Source organism: Kineococcus auxinigenes, assembly GCF_050871525.1.
Lineage (GTDB): Bacteria > Actinomycetota > Actinomycetes > Actinomycetales > Kineococcaceae > Kineococcus.
On sequence record NZ_JBKBCT010000075.1, the window covers coordinates 1 to 18714 of the forward strand.

The window sequence follows — 18714 nt, forward strand, 5'->3', positions numbered from 1 at the left end:
CCCCCCCCGCCCCCCCCGCCCCCCCCCCCCCCCCCCCCCCCCCCCCCCCCCCCCCCCCCCCCCCCCCCCCCCCCCCCCCCCCCCCCCCCCCCCCCCCCCCCCCCCCCCGGGAGGGGGCGTCACGACATCGTCATGACCGCGCGATGTCTGCGGGATGACCGCGAAGTCGTGTGGGGCCCTGTCTGCCATCACCGAACACCTGGAGGCCTGAGCATGTCGTGCAGCAGCTGCCGGTGCTCAGGGTGCGCCCAGGGCAGTTGATCGAGCTGGTCGGCCCGGAACCAGGCGATGCGGTCGTGCTCGTCCAGGCACTGGTTGCTGGGCTGCCCGCTCCAGGTCCGCACCCGCCAGGTGCTCAGGTGCAGCTGGGCGTCGGGTGCGCCGTGGGTGAGGTGCAGCCGGGAGGTGGGCTCGTCCTCGCGGTCGAGGACGTCGATGCCGAGTTCTTCGTGCAGCTCCCGGCGCAGGGCCTGGGTCTCGGACTCGCCCGGCTCGACGTGCCCGCCGGGCAGGGCCCACGTGGCGGGGTAGGCGCGGCGCTGTGCGCTGCGCAGGGCCAGGAGCACGCGGTTGTCTTGGACGAGGATGCCGGCGACGACCGTGTGCACCGGTGAAGCCAAGCAGACCACCACGACTGCGCCGTGCGGGGCCGCGACTGCGCACTCAACGCGCCACGACCGAGCGGGCGTCCTCAGTCGTCGAACCGGTCTCGCAGGTCGCCGTTGACGAGCTGGTTGATGCGGTACCGCAGTCGGCGCACCTCGCCGGCGTTGGCGAGGGGGTCCTGAAGCAGCAGCGTCCAGGTGAGCCGGCCTCCTCCAGCCTCGCCGGACAACTCGAGGCGGATGCGTGCCGTCGGCAGCTCCGGCCACAACGACGACCAGGTGAGTGAGGTCGGTTCCTCGGCCGCGACGACCTGCGGCTGCTGCTCGTCGGGGTGCAGGCGCAACCAGGCACGGTTCGAGTCCTGGCCGGGGCGCGCCAGGGTTCCGAAGAGGACGTGAGGTGGTGGAGCGTGCAGCGTGCTCCGTCCGGCTGCTCTCATCACCGGTCCGAGACCACGAGGCCACCGGCGGGTACTCACCGGCTTCTCGATGCCACGCGTGGAACCCGCCTGGATCGCCGGCCGCGGGATGACCGGATGGGTGTCCTGGCGCAGCGGTGCCCCCGTGGACTGCTCAGGCGGAGCCGCGCTGGGGTCGTGTGGGCGGTGGGTGGCACCGCTCGACGGGGCGCAGGCGTAGACGCCGGTCCTGTGCTTGTCGTCGGCCGACCTCGCAACGGTCGGCAGCGGCGGCAGGCCGAGCTGCTGGCGCAGGGACGGGCGCGAGGGGTCCGGGGCTCCGTAGTGCACCTCGAGGTCCGGCAGCTGGCGCTGCAGCTCCAGGGCCAGCTGCAGCCCTTCGTCCTCCCGGTCCGCCCGGCTCTGAGCGGTGCGCCACTGGAAGCCGGTCGCGGCCCGCTGGGCGCAGGTGGCGTTCCAGTCGTGCAGGCGGGCGAGCAGGTCCGTGCCGGCGCCCAGGTCAGCCAGGACGGAGGGGCCCAGGCCGCCGGCTTCGCCAGGTGAGTGGTCCCAGGCGTAGGCGTCCTCGACGTACTCAGGGGCGATGGAGATCACCGTGGGCCGGTACGGACCGGAGGGCATCCCGGGATCGTGGCACGGGCTGGACCAGCACCTGCAGATCGGCACGTCTGCGAAGCCTCCCGAGGCGTGCAGCACGAGACCGGGGCCGGCGACCCCGCACGTCCCGGGAGGACCGCCGCGGCGGCTATCGTCTGCCCACGTGCCAGCACGCGTCGTCGTCCTCGCCTCCGGGTCCGGTTCCACCCTGCAGGCGCTCCTGGACGCCCGCGACGACGCCTTCACCGTCGTGGCCGTCGGCTCGGACAAGCCCGGCGCCGCCGCCCTGGACCGGGCCCGGGCCGCCGGCGCGGCCGCCTTCACCGTCCCGCCGGGCGAGCACCCCGACCGCGCCGCCTGGGACGCGGCCCTGGCCGCCGCCGTCGCCGCGCACGAGCCCGACCTCGTGGTGCTGGCCGGGTTCATGCGCATCGTCGGCGCCCCGCTGCTGGAGGCCTTCGGCGGGCGCCTGGTGAACACCCACCCCGCGCTGCTGCCGTCCTTCCCCGGCGCCCACGGCGTGCGCGACGCCCTCGCCCGCGGCGTGAAGGTCACCGGCTGCACCGTGCACCTGGTCGACGCCGGGGTGGACACCGGCCCGATCCTCGACCAGGCGGCCGTGCGCGTCCTCGACGGCGACGACGAGGAGAGCCTGCACGAGCGCATCAAGGACGTCGAGCGGGCCCTGCTCGTCGACGTCGTGGCCCGGCTCGCCCGCGGCGAGCTGCCCACCCCCCGCTGACCCGCCACCGCCCACCCCGAGAGGACCCCGCGAGCCGATGGCCGAGAACCCCACCGCCGAGCAGACCGCGCAGCGCCACCCCGTGCGGCGCGCCCTCGTCAGCGTCTACGACAAGTCGGGCCTGGAGGAGCTCGCCACCGGCCTGCACGCCGCGGGCGTCTCGATCGTCTCCACCGGTTCCACCGCCTCGCGCATCGCCGCCGCCGGGGTGCCGGTGACGCCGGTGGAGGAGCTGACCGGTTTCCCGGAGTGCCTGGACGGGCGGGTCAAGACGCTGCACCCGCGCGTGCACGCCGGGATCCTCGCCGACCGCCGCCTGCCCGAGCACGTCCAGCAGCTCGCCGACCTCGGCGTGGAGCCGTTCGACCTGGTCGTGGTCAACCTCTACCCGTTCCGCGAGACCGTGGCCTCCGGCGCCGGGTTCGACGACGTCGTGGAGCAGATCGACATCGGCGGTCCCTCCATGGTGCGCGCCGCCGCGAAGAACCACCCCAGCGTCGCCGTCGTGACCGACCCCGCCCGCTACGGCGAGGCCCTGGACGCCGTGGCCGCCGGCGGGTTCACCCTCGCGCAGCGCCGCCGCCTGGCCGCGGAGGCGTTCGCGCACACCGCCTCCTACGACACCGCCGTGGCCGGCTGGTTCGCCGCGCAGACCCTCGACGAGTCCGACGAGGGCTGGCCCGCGGTGGACGGCGCCGCGCTGGAGCGCACCTCGGTGCTGCGCTACGGCGAGAACCCGCACCAGCGCGCCGCGGTGTACGCCGACCCCGCCGCGCAGCCCGGCATCGCGCAGGCCGTGCAGCTGCACGGCAAGGCCATGTCGTACAACAACTACGTCGACGCCGACGCCGCCCTGCGCGCCGCGTTCGACTTCACCGCCCCCGCCGTGGCCGTCATCAAGCACGCCAACCCGTGCGGCATCGCCACGGGCACCGACGTCGCCGACGCCCACGCCAAGGCCCACGCCTGCGACCCCGTCTCCGCGTACGGCGGCGTCATCGCCGCCAACCGCGTCGTCACCGCCGCGATGGCCGCGCAGGTCGCCGACGTCTTCACCGAGGTCGTCATCGCCCCCGGGTTCGAGCCGGACGCCCTGGAGGTGCTGCAGCGCAAGAAGAACGTCCGGCTGCTGCAGCTGCCCGAGGGGCACGGCCGCAACCCGCGCGAGTGGCGCCCCGTCTCCGGCGGCGTGCTCGTGCAGGACCTGGACCGCATCGACGCCGACGGCGACGACCCGGCGGGCTGGACCCTCGCCGCGGGCGACGCCGCCGACGCGCAGACCCTGGCCGACCTGGAGTTCGCCTGGCGGGCGGTGCGGGCGGTGCGCTCCAACGCGATCCTCCTGGCGAAGGACGGCGCCTCCGTGGGCGTCGGCATGGGCCAGGTCAACCGGGTGGACTCCTGCCGCCTGGCCGTCGAGCGCGCCGGCGCCGAGCGCGCCCGCGGCGCCGTGGCCGCCTCCGACGCGTTCTTCCCGTTCGCGGACGGCGCGCAGATCCTCCTGGACGCCGGTGTCCGCGCGATCGTGCAGCCCGGTGGTTCCATCCGCGACGAGGAGGTCGTCGCCGCGGCCCGCGCCGCCGGCGTGACGATGTACTTCACCGGTGCCCGCCACTTCGCGCACTGACGTCCCCGGTGCGGACGGTCCCGGTCGGTAGCGTGCTCCCCGTGCCGGCCGGGACCCCGCAGCGCGTGCCGCCGCCGGGCGGCGCGGTCCTCGGCGCCCTCGTGGCCGGGGCGCTGCTCGCGCTGCTGCTCACCGTCGTGACCGGTCCCGTCGCCGGTGGCCTCCTCCTGGGCGCCGACCTCGCCGTCGCCGCCGTCCTGCGCCTGGTGCTGCCGGTGCGGGTCGCCGGCGCCCTCGCGGTGCGCTCGCGCGCCGTGGACACCACCGTGCTGCTCGTGCTGGCCGCGACGTGCACGGCGCTGACGCTGTCGCTGCCGCCGGCCTGACCACAGCGGTGCTCTGGTAGAGCTACCGGACGTGGAACCCCAGCGACCCGCCCCGGACCCCGTGCGCACCGCCCGCCGGCAGGCGCTGTCGGTGGGCGTGGCCACCGCCCTGTACGGCGTCAGCCTCGGCGCGCTCGCCGTCGCCAACGGCCTGAGCGTGCTGCAGGCGTGCGCCACGTCGCTGCTGATCTTCAGCGGTGGTTCCCAGTTCGCCCTCGTCGGCGTCCTCGGCGGCGGCGGCAGCGTGGCCGCCGCGGTGGCGGCCTCGTCGCTGCTGGGGGTGCGCAACGCCCTGTACGGGCTGCAGGTCACCGGTTTCCTGCGGGCCCGCGGCGCGCGCCGGCTCCTCGCGGCGCACTGGACCATCGACGAGTCCACCGCCGTCGGCGTCGCCCAGGGCACCGACCCCGCCCGCCGCACCGGTTTCTGGGTGACCGGCGCGACCGTGTTCGTCGGCTGGAACCTCGCGACCCTGCTGGGGGCGCTGCTCGGCGACGCGCTGGGCGACCCGCGACGCTACGGCCTGGACGCGGCCGCCGCGGCGGCGTTCCTGGCGCTGCTGTGGCCGCGGCTGCGGCAGCGGGAGGCGGCCGCGGTGGCGGCGGTCGCCGCCCTGGTCGCGCTGCTGCTCGTGCCGGTGGTGCCGGTGGGGTTGCCGGTCGTCGCGGCGGCGCTGGTGGCCCTGCTCGCCGGGCTGCGCCGCGAGCGGGCGGGGGAGGGCGCGTGAGCACCTGGGTCGCGGTCCTGGCCGCGGGCGCGGTCGCCTACGCGCTCAAGCTCGCCGGGCACCTGGTGCCGGCCCGGCTGCTGGAGCGCCCCCGCGCCCGGCGGGTGGGCGCGCTGCTGCCGGCGGCGCTGCTCGCGGCCCTCGTCGTGGTGCAGACCGCGAGCGACGGCGACCGCCTCGTCGCGGACGCTCGCCTGGTGGGCCTGGGCGTCGCGGCGCTCGCCCTGGCGCTGCGGGCGCCGTTCCTGCTCGTCATCGTGCTGGCGGCCGCCGCGGCGGCGGGGGTGCGGGCCCTGACCGGCTGGGGGTGAGGGCAGAGCCGGCCCCCGCGGGACGGCCCGCCACGCCCCGGCCGCGACCGGGCACGGCCCCCGCCGGGCGCGTACGGTGCTCCGGTGACCGCTCCCACCACCTGCGCCACCGCCCGGAGCACCGAGCTCGTCGTCCTGCTCACCGAGGACGGCGCCCCGTGCGGCACGGCCCCCAAGGCGAGCGTCCACCACGCCGCCACGCCCCTGCACCTGGCTTTCTCGTGCTGGGTCCTGGACGGCGCCGGGCGCACGCTGCTGACCCGCCGCGCCGAGGTCAAGCGCACCTGGCCGGGGGTGTGGACGAACTCCTTCTGCGGCCACCCGGGCCCGGGCGAGGAGCCCGCCGACGCCGTTCACCGCCGCGCCGCCGACGAGCTGGGCACCTCGGTGACGGGCGTGGAACTGGTGCTGCCGCGGTTCCGGTACCGCGCGGAGATGGCCGACGGCACGGTGGAGAACGAGGTGTGCCCGGTCTTCACGGCCCGCCTCACCGCGGACCTGGCGCCCGACCCCGCCGAGGTGGGGGAGTGGCGGTGGGTGGGGCTGGACGAGCTGCGCGCTGAGGTGGAGCGCGACCCCTCGCCGTTCAGCCCCTGGCTCCTGCTGCAGCTGCCGCAGCTCCCCACCTCCCTGCGCTGACCCCTCCTTCCCCCTCCCGGCGGAAACCATGGTTTCCGCCCTCTGAGGGACGCCTGCCGGGGCGGAAACCATGGTTTCCGCGCGAGAGGGGGGATCAGGGGGCGGGCAGGGGCAGCGGCGGGTTGAACGGCGTGACGACCTGCACCGACGACGGCCACGAGTGCGGGGCGCCGGGCAGTTCCCCGCGCGCCTGCAGCAGCGCGTGGCAGGCCCGGCGCAGGTCACCGGCCAGGTCGTGGTGCAGCACCACGTCCAGCTCCCCGGTGCGCAGCAGGTGCTCGTGCTCGGGGTGCAGGTCGTGCCCGACGAACAGCCGGCACGTCCGCCCCGCCTCCGCGAACGCCTCCCGAACGCCCGCCGAGCTGCCCGAGGCGTACATCGAGTAGACGGCGTCCACGCCCGGGTCCTCGCGCAGCGCCGCGCGCACCAGTTCCGCCAGCGGTGCCCCGTCGGCGGCTTCCCGCACGGTGATCCGCGGGGAGTGCTCGCCCAGGGTGCGCAGGAACCCCTCGAACCGCGCGTCCTCCCCCTCGAACGTGGAGCGGCCCCGCGCCACCAGCACGGTGCCCGCGCCCGGCCCGCCCCAGCGGCCCACCAGGTACGCCGCGGTCGCGCCGGCCGCCCGGTTGTCGATGCCCACGTAGGCGACGCGCGCGCTGCCCGGCAGGTCGGTGACGAGCGTGACGACCGGCACTCCGCGCTCGCGCAGGCGGTCCACCGCCGCCACCACCTCCGGGTCCTCGGGGGCCTTGAGCACCACGCCGTGCGAGCCGCGCCGCGCCGCGCGCAGCAGCCGCTGCGCGACCTGTCCCGCGGGCGCCTCGTCGGAGAAGTCGAACCGGCAGCGCAGCACGGCCGGGCGCAGCACCGGCAGGGTCCGTTCCAGCGCGTCGCGCACCGCGGAGGTGAACCGCTCGGGGGCGTCCACGACGACGTCCACGACGAACGTGCGCCCCGTCAGGCGCACCTGCGTGCGCTGCCGCTCCAGGTCCGCGATCGCCCGGTGCACCTCGTCGACGGTGGTGGCGCGCACCCCCGGGCGGCCGTTGAGGACGCGGTCCACGGTGGTCTCCGACACCCCCGCCTGCCAGGCGATGTCGCGGACGCGGAAGGTGCGGGGCACGGCGCGAGGATGGTGGGAAAATGACGGATCGGCAAGGCCCGCCGCGCCGGTGCGCGCCGTAGCGTCGCAGGCGTGGCCCTCACCGGCGAGAGGCCACCGGCCGCACCGGCCGCCGAGCCGAGGAGGTTCCCCGTGACCGCACCGACCACCCGCCGCCCCTCCACGTGGCTGACCCGTGAGGACTGCGACCTGGAGGAGTTCCGCCGCCTCGTCGAGGCCGGCACCGACCCGGACGAGGTGCCCCTGGCCGACAGCGTCGAGCGCGGCGTGCCCGTCTACGGCGAGCGGCTGCGCGCCCACCTCGCCGGCGGCGGCGAGGCGGCCCGGCGGGAGGCGCAGGACGAGATCGCCCGCGTCCTCGCCGACGGTGCCGGCATCGCGGTGTTCTCCGGGGCCTTCGAGGAGGCCGTGGTCGACCGCGCCACCGCGGCCTACCAGCGGATGATCGACGAGCAGCACGCCTCCGGCGTCACCGGCGGCGACCACTTCGCCAAGCCCGGCGCGAACGACCGCGTGTGGGGAGCGTTGGAGAAGCTCGCCCGCCGCGACCCGGAGGTGTTCTGCGACTACTTCGCCACCGACGTCGTCGACCTCGTCTCCACGGCCTGGCTGGGCCCGCAGTACCAGGTCATCTCCGACCTCAACGTCGTCAACCCCGGCGGCACCGCGCAGACCCCGCACCGCGACTACCACCTGGGGTTCATGCCCCTGGAGACCGCCGAGCGGTTCCCCGCCCACGTGCACCGCCTCTCGCCGGTGATGACGCTGCAGGGCGCGGTGGCGCACGTCGACATGCCCGTGGAGTCCGGGCCGACGATGTACCTGCCGCACTCGCAGAAGTACGAACCCGGTTACCTGGCGGTGGTGCTGCCGGAGTTCCGCGCCTACTTCGACGAGCACCACGTGCAGCTGCCGCTGCGCAAGGGCGACGCGGTGTTCTTCAACCCCGCGCTGTTCCACTGCGCCGGGTCCAACGTGTCCGCGGACGTCAAGCGCATGGCGAACCTGCTGCAGGTCTCCTCCGCGTTCGGCCGTTCCCTGGAGGTCGTGGACCGCCTGGCGGTGTGCGAGGCGCTGTACCCGGAGCTGCGCGCCCGCCGCGCCGCCGGCGTCCCGGACGCGGTGCTGGACAACGTGATCGCCGCGTCCGCCGAGGGGTACCCGTTCCCCACCGACCTGGACCTGGACCAGCCCGTCGGGCGCATCAACCCGCCCTCGCAGGCGGAGGTGCTGCGCGACTGCCTGCGCGAGGACGCCGCTCCCGCCGACGCCGTCGCCCGGCTGCGCGAGCACGCCGCCCGCCGCCGCGAGGCGCGCGCGTGAAGCACGACCTCCTGCGGGTGGGCGTGGCCGGTGCCGGGGTCATGGGCGCCGACCACGCCCGCACGCTGCACCGGTTCGTCAGCGGGGCCGTCGTCACCGCCGTCGCCGACCCCGACACCGCGCGCGCCGCCGCCGCGGCCGCGGACGCCGGGGGTGCGCGCGTGCTCGCCGACCCGCGCGAACTCCTCGCCGCCGGCGACGTGGACGCCGTCGTCATCGCCTCGCCCGACGCCACCCACCCCGAGCTCGCCACCGCCGCGCTGTCCGCCGGCAGACCCGTGCTGTGCGAGAAACCCCTCGCTCCCACGCTCGACGGCGCCCTGGAGGTGGCCGCCGCCGCGGCGGCGCCCGGTGCGCCGCTGTTCGCGGTGGGGTTGATGCGCCGCTTCGACCCCGGCTACGTCGCGCTGGCGCGGGCCCTGCGCGCCGGGCAGCTGGGCCGGCCCGTGCTCGTGCACCACGTCAGCCGCGGCGTCGCCCCCGGGCCGGGCGCCACGTCGGAGTCCTCGGTGACGGGTTCGGCGATCCACGACCTCGACGTCGTGCCGTGGCTGCTGGGCAGCGAGGCCGTGGAGGTGTCCTGGCACGCGCCCGCCGCCGCGACGGCGGGGGAGCCGGCGCTCGTGGACCCGCAGGTGCTGCTGCTGCGCACCGCCGACGGCGCCCTGACCACAGTGGAGGTGTTCCTGGCCGCCCGCTACGGCTACGACGTGCGCTGCGAGGTCGTCGGCACCGGGGGGACCGCCACGCTGCCGGTGCCCGCCCGCCTGGAAGTGGACCGCGACCTGCGGCACGAGCGCGCGCACGACCCCGACTGGCGCCCCAGGTTCGCCGACGCCTACCGCCTGCAGCTGCAGGCGTGGGTGGACGCCGCCCGCGGCGGGCCGGTGGACCCCGCCCTGGCGAGCGCCGCCGACGGCGTGGCCGCCCAGCGGGTCGCCGTCGCGGCGATCGCCTCGATGCGCTCCGGACGCCCCGAGGCGGTGCAGCGGTGAACGCCGCCGACCTGCGCCTGCCCGCGCCGCGCCCGCGGCGGGAGGCCGTGCCGGCGCTGCGGTGGGGCGTGCTGGGCACCGGGTGGATCGCACAGCGGTTCACCGCGGCGCTGGCCGCCTCCACGGACCAGCGCGTCGTCGCGGTCGGCTCGCGCGGGCAGGCCTCGGCGCGCCGGTTCGCCGACGCGACCGGCGTCGAGGTCGCCCACGGCTCCTACGAGGCGCTGCTGGCCGACCCGTCCGTGGACGTCGCCCACATCGCCACCCCGCACCACACGCACCGCGACCTGGCGCTGCTGGCGATCGAGGCCGGCAAGCACGTCCTGGTGGAGAAACCCCTCGGCCTCGATGCCGCCCAGGCGGCGGAGGTGTCCGCGGCGGCCGCCGCGCGCGGGGTGTTCTGCGCCGAGGCGATGTGGACGCTGTACCTGCCGCGCTTCGACGTGGTCCGCCAGGTCCTCGACCGCGCTCTGCTGGGTGACGTGCGCACCGTGATCGCCGACCACGGCGAGCACTTCGAGCCCGGCCACCGCATCCTCGACCCCGCCCTGGCCGGCGGCACCCTCCTCGACCTGGGCAGCTACCTCACCGCGGTCGCGACGTGGGCGCTGGGACCGGCCGAAGCGGTGCACGCCTCCGGCCAGGACGCCCCCACGGGCGTCAACGGCCAGGCCTCCGCGCTGCTCGCGCACGCCGGCGGCCGGCAGTCGGTGCTGCACACCACCCTGTTCAGCGTCACCCCCTGCACGGCCGTGATCGCCGGGACGGAGGCGACCCTGGTGCTGCCCGGGCGGTTCTTCACCCCCGGCGACGTCGAGCTGCTCGCCGCCGACGGCACCCTGCTGGACCGCTGGAGCGATCCCGAACCCCACGACCACGGCGGCCTGCACCACCAGGCCACCGAGGTCGCCGCGTGCATCGGGGCGGGCCGCACCGGCACGCCGCTGCGCCCCGCCGCCGACGTCGTGGCGGGGATCCGCGCCCTCGACGAGGTCGCCGCCCGGCTCGGGGTCTCCTACGCGGCGGCCGGGGCGGGGTGAACGCCCGCCCCGGGGTCGGTCAGGACAGGTCGTGGGCGGCGAGGTAGTCCAGCACCAGCTGCTCGCTGACCCGCCCGCGGTCGGCGACCGGCAGCCCCTGCCCGCGCGCCCACGCCCGCACCAGCTGCGGATCGGCGCCGGACGGTCGTGACGGCCTCGCCGGGCGGGCCGCACCGCCCGCGCCCCCGGCGGCCAGGTCCGCGGCCGCCGGGGGAGCGGGCAGCCGCGTCACCGTCACGTCGTGACCGTCGCCGACCAGGCCCGCCGCCCGCTCGGCGACGTCCGCGTGGTGGGTCAGCAGCACCACCTGCACCTCGCGGGCCAGCTCCGCCAGCGCCGCCAGCGCGGCACCCGTGCGGGACTCGTCGAACGTCATCAGCACGTCGTCGAGCACCACGGGCAGCGGGCCCCGCCCGGCCTGCACGAGGCGGCGGTGCTCGGCGGCGATCGCCGCCAGCCGCAGCGCCAGGAACACCTGGTCCGCGGTGCCCTCGGACAGCCCGTCCACGCCCTCCAGGACCTCCCCGTCGCCGCGGCGCACCGCCAGGTGCCGGCTGCCGCCGTCGTCGACGGCGCTCAGGGCCGTCCAGCGCCCCGCCGTCAGCACGGACAGCACGCGACCGGCGTCGATGAGCAGCGGGTTCTCCCGCGCCGCGGAGAACTCCTCCAGCTGCCGGCGCAGCACCGTGCGCTGCAGGTCCACCTGCACGTACCGCTCCGTGGCGGCGTGCAGCTCCGCGAGCGCCTCCGCGCGCCGCGCCGCCAGCACGTTGGCGTCCGCGCCGCTGGTCAGGCGCTCCAGCTCCGTCTCCGCGCGGCCCACCGCCTCGCGCGCCTGTGCCCACGCCTCGTGCGCCGCCTCGGCGGCGGCGCCCAGCTGCTCGGCGTCCGTGCGCAGGTCCGCGTCGGTGCGCGAGCCCACCTCCGCCAGCAGGCGCGCCACGGCGTCCCGGTCACCCACCTCGGCGGCCAGGGCCGCCAGCTCGGCCTGCTCCGCGGCGTGCGCGGCCAGCAGCCCGGCGCTGCGCGCGGCCCGCTCAGCCAGGGCGGGCAGCTCCTCGCCGGTGCTGCGCAGCGCCGCCAGCTCCGCGTCCGCGGCGCCGTGGCGGGCCTGCTCGCGGGCGCGCTCGTCGGCCACCTCGGCCAGCTGCCGCTCCAGGGCGGCGGCGGTGCCCGCGTCGGCCCGGCTGGTGCGCAGCCGCTCGGCCAGCTCCGTCAGCGCCGCGCCCACCGACTCCGCCCGCCCGGCCTCGCACGCGGCGCCCAGGCGGGCGGCGACGTCCGCGACGGCCGCGGCGAACGCCCCGGCGCGCTCCTCGCGCGCGGTCGCGCGAGCCAGCTCCGCCGCCGCCGCGTCGGCGTGCTCCACCGCCACCTGCAGGGCCCGCGCGCGAGCCGCCCAGCCCTGCGGCCCCAGCCCGTCCGGCAGCCCGGCGGCGGTCGCCGCCGCGGCGAAGGCCTGCGCGGCCCGCTCGGCCTCCTCCGCCCGGCGGGCGCACCGCTCGGCGGCCTCCTGCGCGGTGCGCTCGCGCTCGGCGCTGCGGGCCCGCTCCTCGGCGGCGGCGGCCGCGGCGGCGAGCACCGCCCGGGCCGTCTCCAGCGCCGGTTCCAGCCCGGCGTCGGCGGCACCGGCGCGCCCGCAGCGCTCCAGCACCACCGCCAGCCGCTCCAGCTGGGCGTCGGCGTCGGCGCGCAGCTCGCGCGCGCGCCCGTCGGCGGCGGCGGCCGCGGCGCGCTCGGCACCCAGCTGCGCCAGCGCGGCCAGCACGGGGGAGGGGTCCTGCGCGCAGGGCCGCACCCCGGCGGCGGTGAACAGCTCGTCCAGGGCGGCGCGGGCCCGCTCGGCGGCGCGGTGGGCGGCCTGCTCGGCGGCGGTCGCGGCGCTCTCCTCGGCGGCGGCGCGCTCGGCCTCGCGGCGCAGCTGGCGCAGCCGGGCGGCGGCCTCGGCGTGCTCCAGCAGGGCGTCGGCGGCGGCGTCGGCGCGGGCGACCGCCGCCAGGAGGGCGTCGGCGGCGGCGTGCTCCAGCGCGGTGCCGGCCCGCACCTGCTCCAGGGCGGTGTCACGGGCGGCGCGCGCCGCGTGCAGCTCCTCCTCGCCGGCGGCCCCGGCGCCGGAGGACGCCTCGGCCAGCTCGGCCTCGGCAGCACGGGCCGCGCGCTCGCACCGTTCGCGCCCGGCGGTGGCCAGCTCCAGCTCCGCACCGGCGGCCAGCAGCGCCTCGTGCCGCTGCCGCACGAGGGCGTCGTCCAGCGCGGGCTGCTCCAGGACGGCAGCGTCCGGGTCCACGGCACCGGCGGCGACGGCGGCGGTGCGGGCCGCCGCGGTGCGCGCGTCCCGCTCGGCCAGCGCAGCCCGCCACGCGCGCAGCGCGGAGCCCTCCCGCTCGGCCGCGCCGACCAGTTCGCGCAGCAGCGCCGCGTCGTCCTGCGCGACCTCGACGGTGGCGGCGGTGCGGGCCGCGGCGGTGCGCGCGGCGGCCAGGTCGTCGCGCGCGCGGGTCAGCTCCGCGTCGGCGTCCGCGCACGCCGCCGCCCGCGTCGACAGGTCCGCGGCGCGGTCGGCGGGCACCCGCAGCCGCGCCAGCACGGCCGGCACGACCTCCTCCAGGGCGCCCTCGGGCACCGGGCCGAGCTCCGCCAGCGCCGCGCGGGCCCGCCGCAGGGCCTCGGCCGCCGCGCGTCGCGCCTCGACGGCCTCGTCCGCGTCCTGGGCGCGGGCCTGGCGCGCGTGCAGCAACGCGTCCAGCTCCTCGCCGGCGGCCAGGACGTCCTCCTCGACGGTGCAGCGCGCGCGGTCGTCGCCCAGCCGCTGCGCCCGCTGCTCCAGCGCCACCAGCGCGGCCGCCGAGGCGTCCCGGGCGGCCACGGCCGCCGCGTGCGCGTCCACGGCCGCCGCGTCCAGCGCACCGCCGGAACCGGCCAGCTGCGCCGCCAGCTCCGCCGAGCGGGCCCGCTCGCGCAGCGCGGCCCGCACCCGCGGTGCCAGCCGCACCCGCAGCTCGGCGGCCTCGTGCTGCGCGCGCTCGTGGCGCCAGCGCCCCAGGGCCCGCTCGGCGGCCTCCCGCGCGGCCTCCAGCGCGGTGCGGGCCGACTCGACCTCCCCGGCGCGCACGGCGGTGCGTGCCAGCTCGGCGTCCAGCGCCTCCACCGCGGCGAGGTGGTCCTTCAGCGCCGACCTGCCGCGCGGGCGCCACAGCCCGTCCGCCTCCGCGTCCAGCGACTCCAGCAGCTCCTGCGCGCCGCTGCCGTGGTGGGCGGTGAACACCAGCGCCGCGAGGTCCCCGTCGCCGCGCAGCACCAGCCGGCCCCCCGCGCGCAGCCGCTCGTGGTCCAGGCCGAGGCGCTGCGCCCACGCGGTGCGGTCCCAGCCGTCCTGCGCCCACGGCGCCGGCACCGCCTCGTCGCCGTCACCGGCCAGCAGGCCGCGCGAGGAGCGCACCAGTTCCCGCGCGCCCTCGCCGTCGTCCCAGCGGGCGTGCACCCGCAGCCGGGCGCGGGCGTGCGTGAACGCGTACCGCGGGCTCTTCTCGAACCCGAACAGCAGGTCCTCCACCGCCGCCAGCAGCGTGGACTTGCCGGACTCGTTGGGCCCGACCACGACCGTCAGGCCCGGGCCCAGGGCGATCTCGGCCGCCTCGAACGCGCCGTAGGGCGCCAGGCGCACGTGCCGCAGCATCAGCGGCCCCCCGCCAGACGGGTGGCCAGGTCCTCCGCGGCGCGCTCGGCCAGCGCGCGCAGCGCGCGCGGGTCGCCCAGGTCCAGCAGGTCCGCCTCCTTCAGCATCCGGCCCACGTCGTTGCGCACGCCCCGCACGTGCTGCGTCAGCGCCGGGTCGCCCGCCATCGCCTGCGCCGCCCGGCGCACCGACTCCAGCAGTTCGGGGTCGTCGCCGCCGCCGGCGCGCGGCGGGCGCGCCCGGGACTCCACCTTCTCCAGCACCACGCCGGCGGCCTCGGCGGCCTGCTCCGCCTCCTGGCGCAGCCGCTCGGTGTCGGCGAGGGCCCCGGCCGCCGCGGTGGGCCCGTGCAGCCGGGCGCGCACCACCACGGGCCGGTCCCCGGCCGCCTCCCGGGCGCCGAGCATCTCCCGGTGCAGCGCACCGGCGACCTCGGCGACGTCGGCGGCCCCGGTGACGTCCACGTCCAGCGACTCCCAGCGGGCCACGTCCAGGGCGTGGAAGGCCACCCGCGCCTCCTGCCCGGGCACGAGGTCCACGACGTGGGCGCCCTTGGCACCCGTCTCGCGCGGGTGCCGGCCCTGCAGGTTGCCGGAGTACGCGATCGTGGTGGCGCCGGTGGCCAGCACCTCGCGGGCGTGCACGTGCCCCAGGGCGACGTACTCGTAGCCCAGCGCCGTCAGGTCGGCCACCGAGCACGGCGCGTACCGCTCGTGCTCGCCCTGGCTGCCGTCGACCGTGGCGTGCAGCAGGCCGACGTTCGCCACGCCCGGCACCCGGCCCGGGTAACCGGCGGCCAGGTTCGAGGACACCGCCCGCGTGCGGTAGCCCTGCCCGTGCACGGCCAGGCCGAGGTGCTCGTCCACGACCGTCTCGGGGCCGTCCACGGAGAAGCGGTGCACGTTGCCCGGCAGGGTCAGCGAGTGCGTGATCTGGCTCTCCGCGTCGTGGTTGCCGGAGACGAGGAAGACGCGGACGCCCTCGTCGTCCAGCCGCTGCACCTGCCGGGTGAAGAAGCGCCCCGTGGCGTAGTCGTGCCAGGTGCCGTCGTACAGGTCGCCGGCCAGCACCAGGGCGTCGGCGCCGCTGTCCACGCACAGCGCGACCAGCCGCTCCAGCGCACCGCGCGTCGCCACCCGCAGGGTCTGCGCGACGGCGTCGTCGCCCAGGCGCCGCAGCCCGCGCAGCGGGGAGTCCAGGTGCACGTCGGCGGCGTGCACCACCCGCACCGCGCCGGGCGGGCGGGGCTCCGGGGTGCTCACCCGCCGGTCACCACCCGGTCCCCCGCGGCAGGGCGCTGGCCCGCCAGGCGCCCGGGCCCGGTGCCGGGTCCAGGCCCAGCGCGCGCCGGCGGTCCGCCCAGCTCGAGGCCGGCAGCGGCGGCGGCGGCACGGCGGGTGCGGCGGGCGCCGCGGCCAGCCGGGTGAGCACCACCGTCAGCGCGGCCAGCTCCTCCGGCTCGGGGTGCCCGCGCTCGATGCGCAGCGCCGTCAGCAGGCCCGCGGCGGCGTCCTGCGGGGTCGGGCCGGGGGTGGGGTCGGTCGGCTGCGCGCTCACAGGGGGATGTTCCCGTGCTTCTTGGCCGGCAGCGAGGCGCGCTTGCCCGCCAGCGCCCGCAGCGCCCGGACCACGTGCGCACGGGTCTGCGACGGGGCGATGACGGCGTCGATGAAGCCGCGCTCGGCGGCCACGTACGGGTTGGCCAGCTCGTCCTCGTACTCGGTCACCAGCTGCTCGCGGTGCGCCTCGACGTCGCCGCCGTCCTCGGCGGTCCGCTTCAGGGTGGTGCGGTGCAGGATGTTCACCGCGCCCTGCGCGCCCATGACCGCGATCTGCGCGGTGGGCCACGCCAGGCACACGTCGGCGCCCATCTCCTTGGAGCCCATGACGATGTACGCGCCGCCGTAGGCCTTGCGGGTGATGATCGTCACCAGCGGCACCGTCGCCTCGGCGTAGGCGTGCAGCAGCTTCGCGCCGCGGCGGATGATCCCGCCGTGCTCCTGACCCACCCCGGGCAGGAAGCCGGGCACGTCCACCAGCGTCAGCACCGGCACGTTGAACGCGTCGCAGGTGCGCACGAAGCGCGCGGCCTTCTCCGAGGCGTCGATGTCCAGCGTCCCGGCCAGCTGCGCGGGCTGGTTGGCCACGATCCCCACCGTGCGCCCCTCCACCCGCCCGAAGCCGGTGAGCACGTTGGGCGCGAACAGTTCGTGCACCTGCAGGAACTCGCCGTCGTCCACGACGGCGGCGATCACCGCGCCCATGTCGTACGGCTGGTTCGCCGAGTCCGGCACGATCGCGTCCAGCGCCAGGTCGATCTCGTCCGGCTCCAGGCCGCGGGCGTCCTCCGCAGGCAGCACCGGCGGCTCGGACAGGTTGTTGCTGGGCAGGAAGGACAGCAGGTCGCGCACGTAGCCGATCGCCTCGTCCTCGTCCTCGGCCAGGTGGTGCGCCACCCCCGAGCGGGTCGCGTGGGTGCGCCCGCCGCCGAGCTCCTCGAAGCCGACGTCCTCGCCGGTGACGGTGCGGATGACGTCCGGGCCGGTGACGAACATGTGGCTGGTGCCCTCGACCATGACGGTGAAGTCCGTCAGGGCGGGGGAGTACACCGCCCCGCCCGCGCACGGCCCGGCGATCAGCGAGATCTGCGGCACCACGCCGGAGGCGTGCACGTTGCGGCGGAAGATGCGCGCGTACTGCACCAGGGAGGCCACGCCCTCCTGGATGCGGGCGCCGCCGCCGTCGTTGATCCCGATGACGGGGCAGCCGTTCGTGGCCGCCCACTCCTGCAGGTGGGCGATCTTCGCGCCGTGCACCTCGCCCAGGGAGCCGCCGAAGGCGGTGAAGTCCTGCGCGTACACGGCCACCGGGCGCCCGTCCACCGTGGCGTGGCCGGTGACCACGCCGTCGCCGTCGACGTGCTTGCTCGCCATGCCGAAGGCGGTGGCGCCCGAGCGCGCCATGCCGCCCAGCTCCACGAAGGAGCCCTCGTCCACCAGCGCCGCGACGCGCTCGCGGGCGGTCTTCTTGCCGCGCGGGTGCTGCTTGGCCGCGGCCCGCTCCTCGGCGGCGGCCACCGCCTGCTCGGCGCGGCGGTGCAGCTCGGCCAGCTTGCCGGCGGTGCTGCGCGGGTCCGGGGCCGCGGGGTCCGCGGGGCCCGTGGGGGCGGGGTCGTGCACGGGCGCGTCGAGACCACTCACGGGGCGGCAGCGTACGCGCCCGGCGGCCCCCGGCCCGAACCGCGCGACGGGTGCTGGCGCCGCGGCCGGTGCGGCCCGGTAGCTTGACGTCGAGACGAAGTCGAGACGAAGCCGTCCCGCAGCGGGCCGGCCCACTTCTCAGGAGGAGAGCGCACGTGGCCAAGATCAAGGTGCAGGGACCGGTCGTCGAGCTCGACGGCGACGAGATGACCAGGATCATCTGGCAGTTCATCAAGGACCGGCTGATCCACCCCTACCTGGACGTCGACCTGCAGTACTTCGACCTGGGCATGGAGCACCGCGACGCCACCGACGACCAGGTGACGATCGACGCCGCCCACGCCATCCAGAAGGCCGGCGTCGGCGTGAAGTGCGCCACGATCACGCCCGACGAGGCGCGCGTGGAGGAGTTCGGCCTGAAGAAGATGTGGCGCTCGCCCAACGGGACGATCCGCAACATCCTCGGCGGCGTGATCTTCCGCGAGCCGATCATCATCTCGAACGTGCCGCGCCTGGTGCCGGGCTGGACCAAGCCGATCATCGTCGGCCGCCACGCCTTCGGCGACCAGTACCGCGCCACCGACTTCAAGTTCCCCGGCGAGGGCACCCTGACGGTGACCTTCACCCCCAAGGACGGCTCCGAGCCCATCGAGCACGAGGTCTTCCAGGCGCCCGGCGCCGGCGTGTCGCTGTCGATGTACAACCTCGACAGCTCCATCTACGACTTCGCCCGCGCCTCGCTCAACTACGGCCTGGCACGGGGGTACCCGGTGTACCTGTCCACGAAGAACACGATCCTGAAGGCCTACGACGGCCGCTTCAAGGACATCTTCGCCGAGGTGTTCGAGACGGAGTTCAAGGAGAAGTTCGCCGAGGCGGGCATCACCTACGAGCACCGCCTCATCGACGACATGGTCGCCGCGTCCCTGAAGTGGGAGGGCGGCTACGTGTGGGCCTGCAAGAACTACGACGGTGACGTGCAGTCCGACACCGTCGCGCAGGGCTTCGGCTCGCTGGGCCTGATGACGTCGGTGCTGACCACCCCGGACGGCTCCGTGGTGGAGGCGGAGGCCGCGCACGGCACCGTGACCCGCCACTACCGCCAGCACCAGCAGGGCAAGCCCACCTCCACCAACCCGATCGCCTCGATCTACGCGTGGACCCGGGGCCTGGCGCACCGCGGCAAGCTGGACTCCACCCCGGAGGTCACCGGCTTCGCCGAGACCCTCGAGGACGTCGTCATCAAGACCGTCGAGAGCGGCAAGATGACCAAGGACCTGGCGCGGGGGGGGGGGGGGGGGGGGGGGGGGGGGGGGGGGGGGGGGGGGGGGGGGGGGCGGGGGGGGGGCTGGCGCCCGCGCTGC

17 protein-coding genes are annotated in these 18714 nt (G+C 77.0%); 10 read left to right on the top strand and 7 right to left on the bottom strand.

Annotation, left to right across the window (positions count from 1 at the left end):
- Positions 1-188: 188 nt before the first annotated feature.
- Positions 189-608: a (deoxy)nucleoside triphosphate pyrophosphohydrolase gene (locus ACRYR9_RS16535; protein WP_432496234.1), complete on the bottom strand. Its 420-nt coding sequence runs from the start codon at positions 606-608 to the stop codon at positions 189-191.
- Positions 609-691: 83 nt separating this feature from the next.
- The gene (locus tag ACRYR9_RS16540; protein WP_432496232.1) at positions 692-1645 is read right to left on the bottom strand and encodes a hypothetical protein; all 954 of its coding nucleotides are present in this window, start codon (positions 1643-1645) and stop codon (positions 692-694) included.
- A 139-nt stretch (positions 1646-1784) separates the two neighbouring features.
- On the opposite strand from ACRYR9_RS16540, the gene purN reads away from it, so the two are divergent.
- The 6 genes from purN (at position 1785) to idi (ending at position 5993) form a co-directional block, all read left to right on the top strand.
- Entirely contained in the window at positions 1785-2363 is a 579-nt protein-coding gene (purN, locus tag ACRYR9_RS16545) for a phosphoribosylglycinamide formyltransferase (protein ID WP_432496230.1), read from the top strand.
- Between the two features lie 37 nt (positions 2364-2400).
- On the top strand, positions 2401-3990 hold the full coding sequence (purH, locus tag ACRYR9_RS16550; RefSeq protein WP_432496228.1) for a bifunctional phosphoribosylaminoimidazolecarboxamide formyltransferase/IMP cyclohydrolase: 1590 nt from the start codon (positions 2401-2403) through the stop codon (positions 3988-3990).
- Positions 3991-4031: 41 nt separating this feature from the next.
- The gene (locus ACRYR9_RS16555; protein WP_432496226.1) at positions 4032-4316 is read left to right on the top strand and encodes a DUF3017 domain-containing protein; all 285 of its coding nucleotides are present in this window, start codon (positions 4032-4034) and stop codon (positions 4314-4316) included.
- 31 nt (positions 4317-4347) lie between these two features.
- The gene (locus ACRYR9_RS16560; RefSeq protein WP_432496224.1) at positions 4348-5043 is read left to right on the top strand and encodes an AzlC family ABC transporter permease; all 696 of its coding nucleotides are present in this window, start codon (positions 4348-4350) and stop codon (positions 5041-5043) included.
- Positions 5040-5354, top strand: coding sequence for an AzlD domain-containing protein (locus ACRYR9_RS16565; RefSeq protein ID WP_432496222.1), 315 nt, complete (start codon positions 5040-5042; stop codon positions 5352-5354). The genes ACRYR9_RS16560 and ACRYR9_RS16565 overlap by 4 nt, the downstream gene beginning before the upstream one ends.
- An 84-nt stretch (positions 5355-5438) precedes the next feature.
- Complete coding sequence (gene idi, locus ACRYR9_RS16570; protein WP_432496219.1) at positions 5439-5993, top strand: isopentenyl-diphosphate Delta-isomerase; 555 nt, start codon at positions 5439-5441, stop codon at positions 5991-5993.
- A gap of 94 nt (positions 5994-6087) precedes the next feature.
- Here idi and ACRYR9_RS16575 read toward each other — a convergent pair whose 3' ends face one another.
- Positions 6088-7116, bottom strand: coding sequence for a LacI family DNA-binding transcriptional regulator (locus ACRYR9_RS16575; RefSeq protein ID WP_432496217.1), 1029 nt, complete (start codon positions 7114-7116; stop codon positions 6088-6090).
- A 132-nt stretch (positions 7117-7248) separates the two neighbouring features.
- On the opposite strand from ACRYR9_RS16575, the gene ACRYR9_RS16580 reads away from it, so the two are divergent.
- The 3 genes from ACRYR9_RS16580 to ACRYR9_RS16590 are packed head-to-tail and all read left to right on the top strand — an operon-like array spanning position 7249 to position 10474.
- Positions 7249-8439 (top strand): phytanoyl-CoA dioxygenase family protein, encoded by a 1191-nt coding sequence (locus tag ACRYR9_RS16580; RefSeq protein WP_432496214.1) that lies wholly within the window; start codon positions 7249-7251, stop codon positions 8437-8439.
- A complete protein-coding gene (locus ACRYR9_RS16585) occupies positions 8436-9434 on the top strand; it encodes a Gfo/Idh/MocA family protein (protein WP_432496212.1) in 999 nt (332 codons plus the stop codon). Before ACRYR9_RS16580 ends, ACRYR9_RS16585 begins: the two co-directional genes overlap by 4 nt.
- Positions 9431-10474 carry a Gfo/Idh/MocA family protein gene (locus tag ACRYR9_RS16590; protein WP_432496209.1) on the top strand — a complete coding sequence of 348 codons (1044 nt, stop codon included), beginning with the start codon at positions 9431-9433 and terminating at the stop codon, positions 10472-10474. The genes ACRYR9_RS16585 and ACRYR9_RS16590 overlap by 4 nt, the downstream gene beginning before the upstream one ends.
- A gap of 19 nt (positions 10475-10493) precedes the next feature.
- Here the strand turns inward: ACRYR9_RS16590 and ACRYR9_RS16595 are convergent, their stop codons facing one another.
- The 4 genes from ACRYR9_RS16595 to ACRYR9_RS16610 are packed head-to-tail and all read right to left on the bottom strand — an operon-like array spanning position 10494 to position 17329.
- A complete protein-coding gene (locus tag ACRYR9_RS16595) occupies positions 10494-14150 on the bottom strand; it encodes an AAA family ATPase (RefSeq protein ID WP_432496206.1) in 3657 nt (1218 codons plus the stop codon).
- Entirely contained in the window at positions 14150-15412 is a 1263-nt protein-coding gene (locus ACRYR9_RS16600; protein WP_432496204.1) for a metallophosphoesterase family protein, read from the bottom strand. Before ACRYR9_RS16600 ends, ACRYR9_RS16595 begins: the two co-directional genes overlap by 1 nt.
- A gap of 7 nt (positions 15413-15419) precedes the next feature.
- The gene (locus ACRYR9_RS16605; protein WP_432496201.1) at positions 15420-15707 is read right to left on the bottom strand and encodes an acyl-CoA carboxylase subunit epsilon; all 288 of its coding nucleotides are present in this window, start codon (positions 15705-15707) and stop codon (positions 15420-15422) included.
- Positions 15704-17329 (bottom strand): acyl-CoA carboxylase subunit beta, encoded by a 1626-nt coding sequence (locus ACRYR9_RS16610; protein WP_432496237.1) that lies wholly within the window; start codon positions 17327-17329, stop codon positions 15704-15706. Before ACRYR9_RS16610 ends, ACRYR9_RS16605 begins: the two co-directional genes overlap by 4 nt.
- A gap of 176 nt (positions 17330-17505) precedes the next feature.
- Between ACRYR9_RS16610 and ACRYR9_RS16615 the strand changes: the two genes are divergently transcribed.
- Positions 17506-18714, top strand: a 1209-nt coding sequence (locus tag ACRYR9_RS16615) for an NADP-dependent isocitrate dehydrogenase (protein ID WP_432540201.1), incomplete at its 3' end; no start/stop codon positions are given.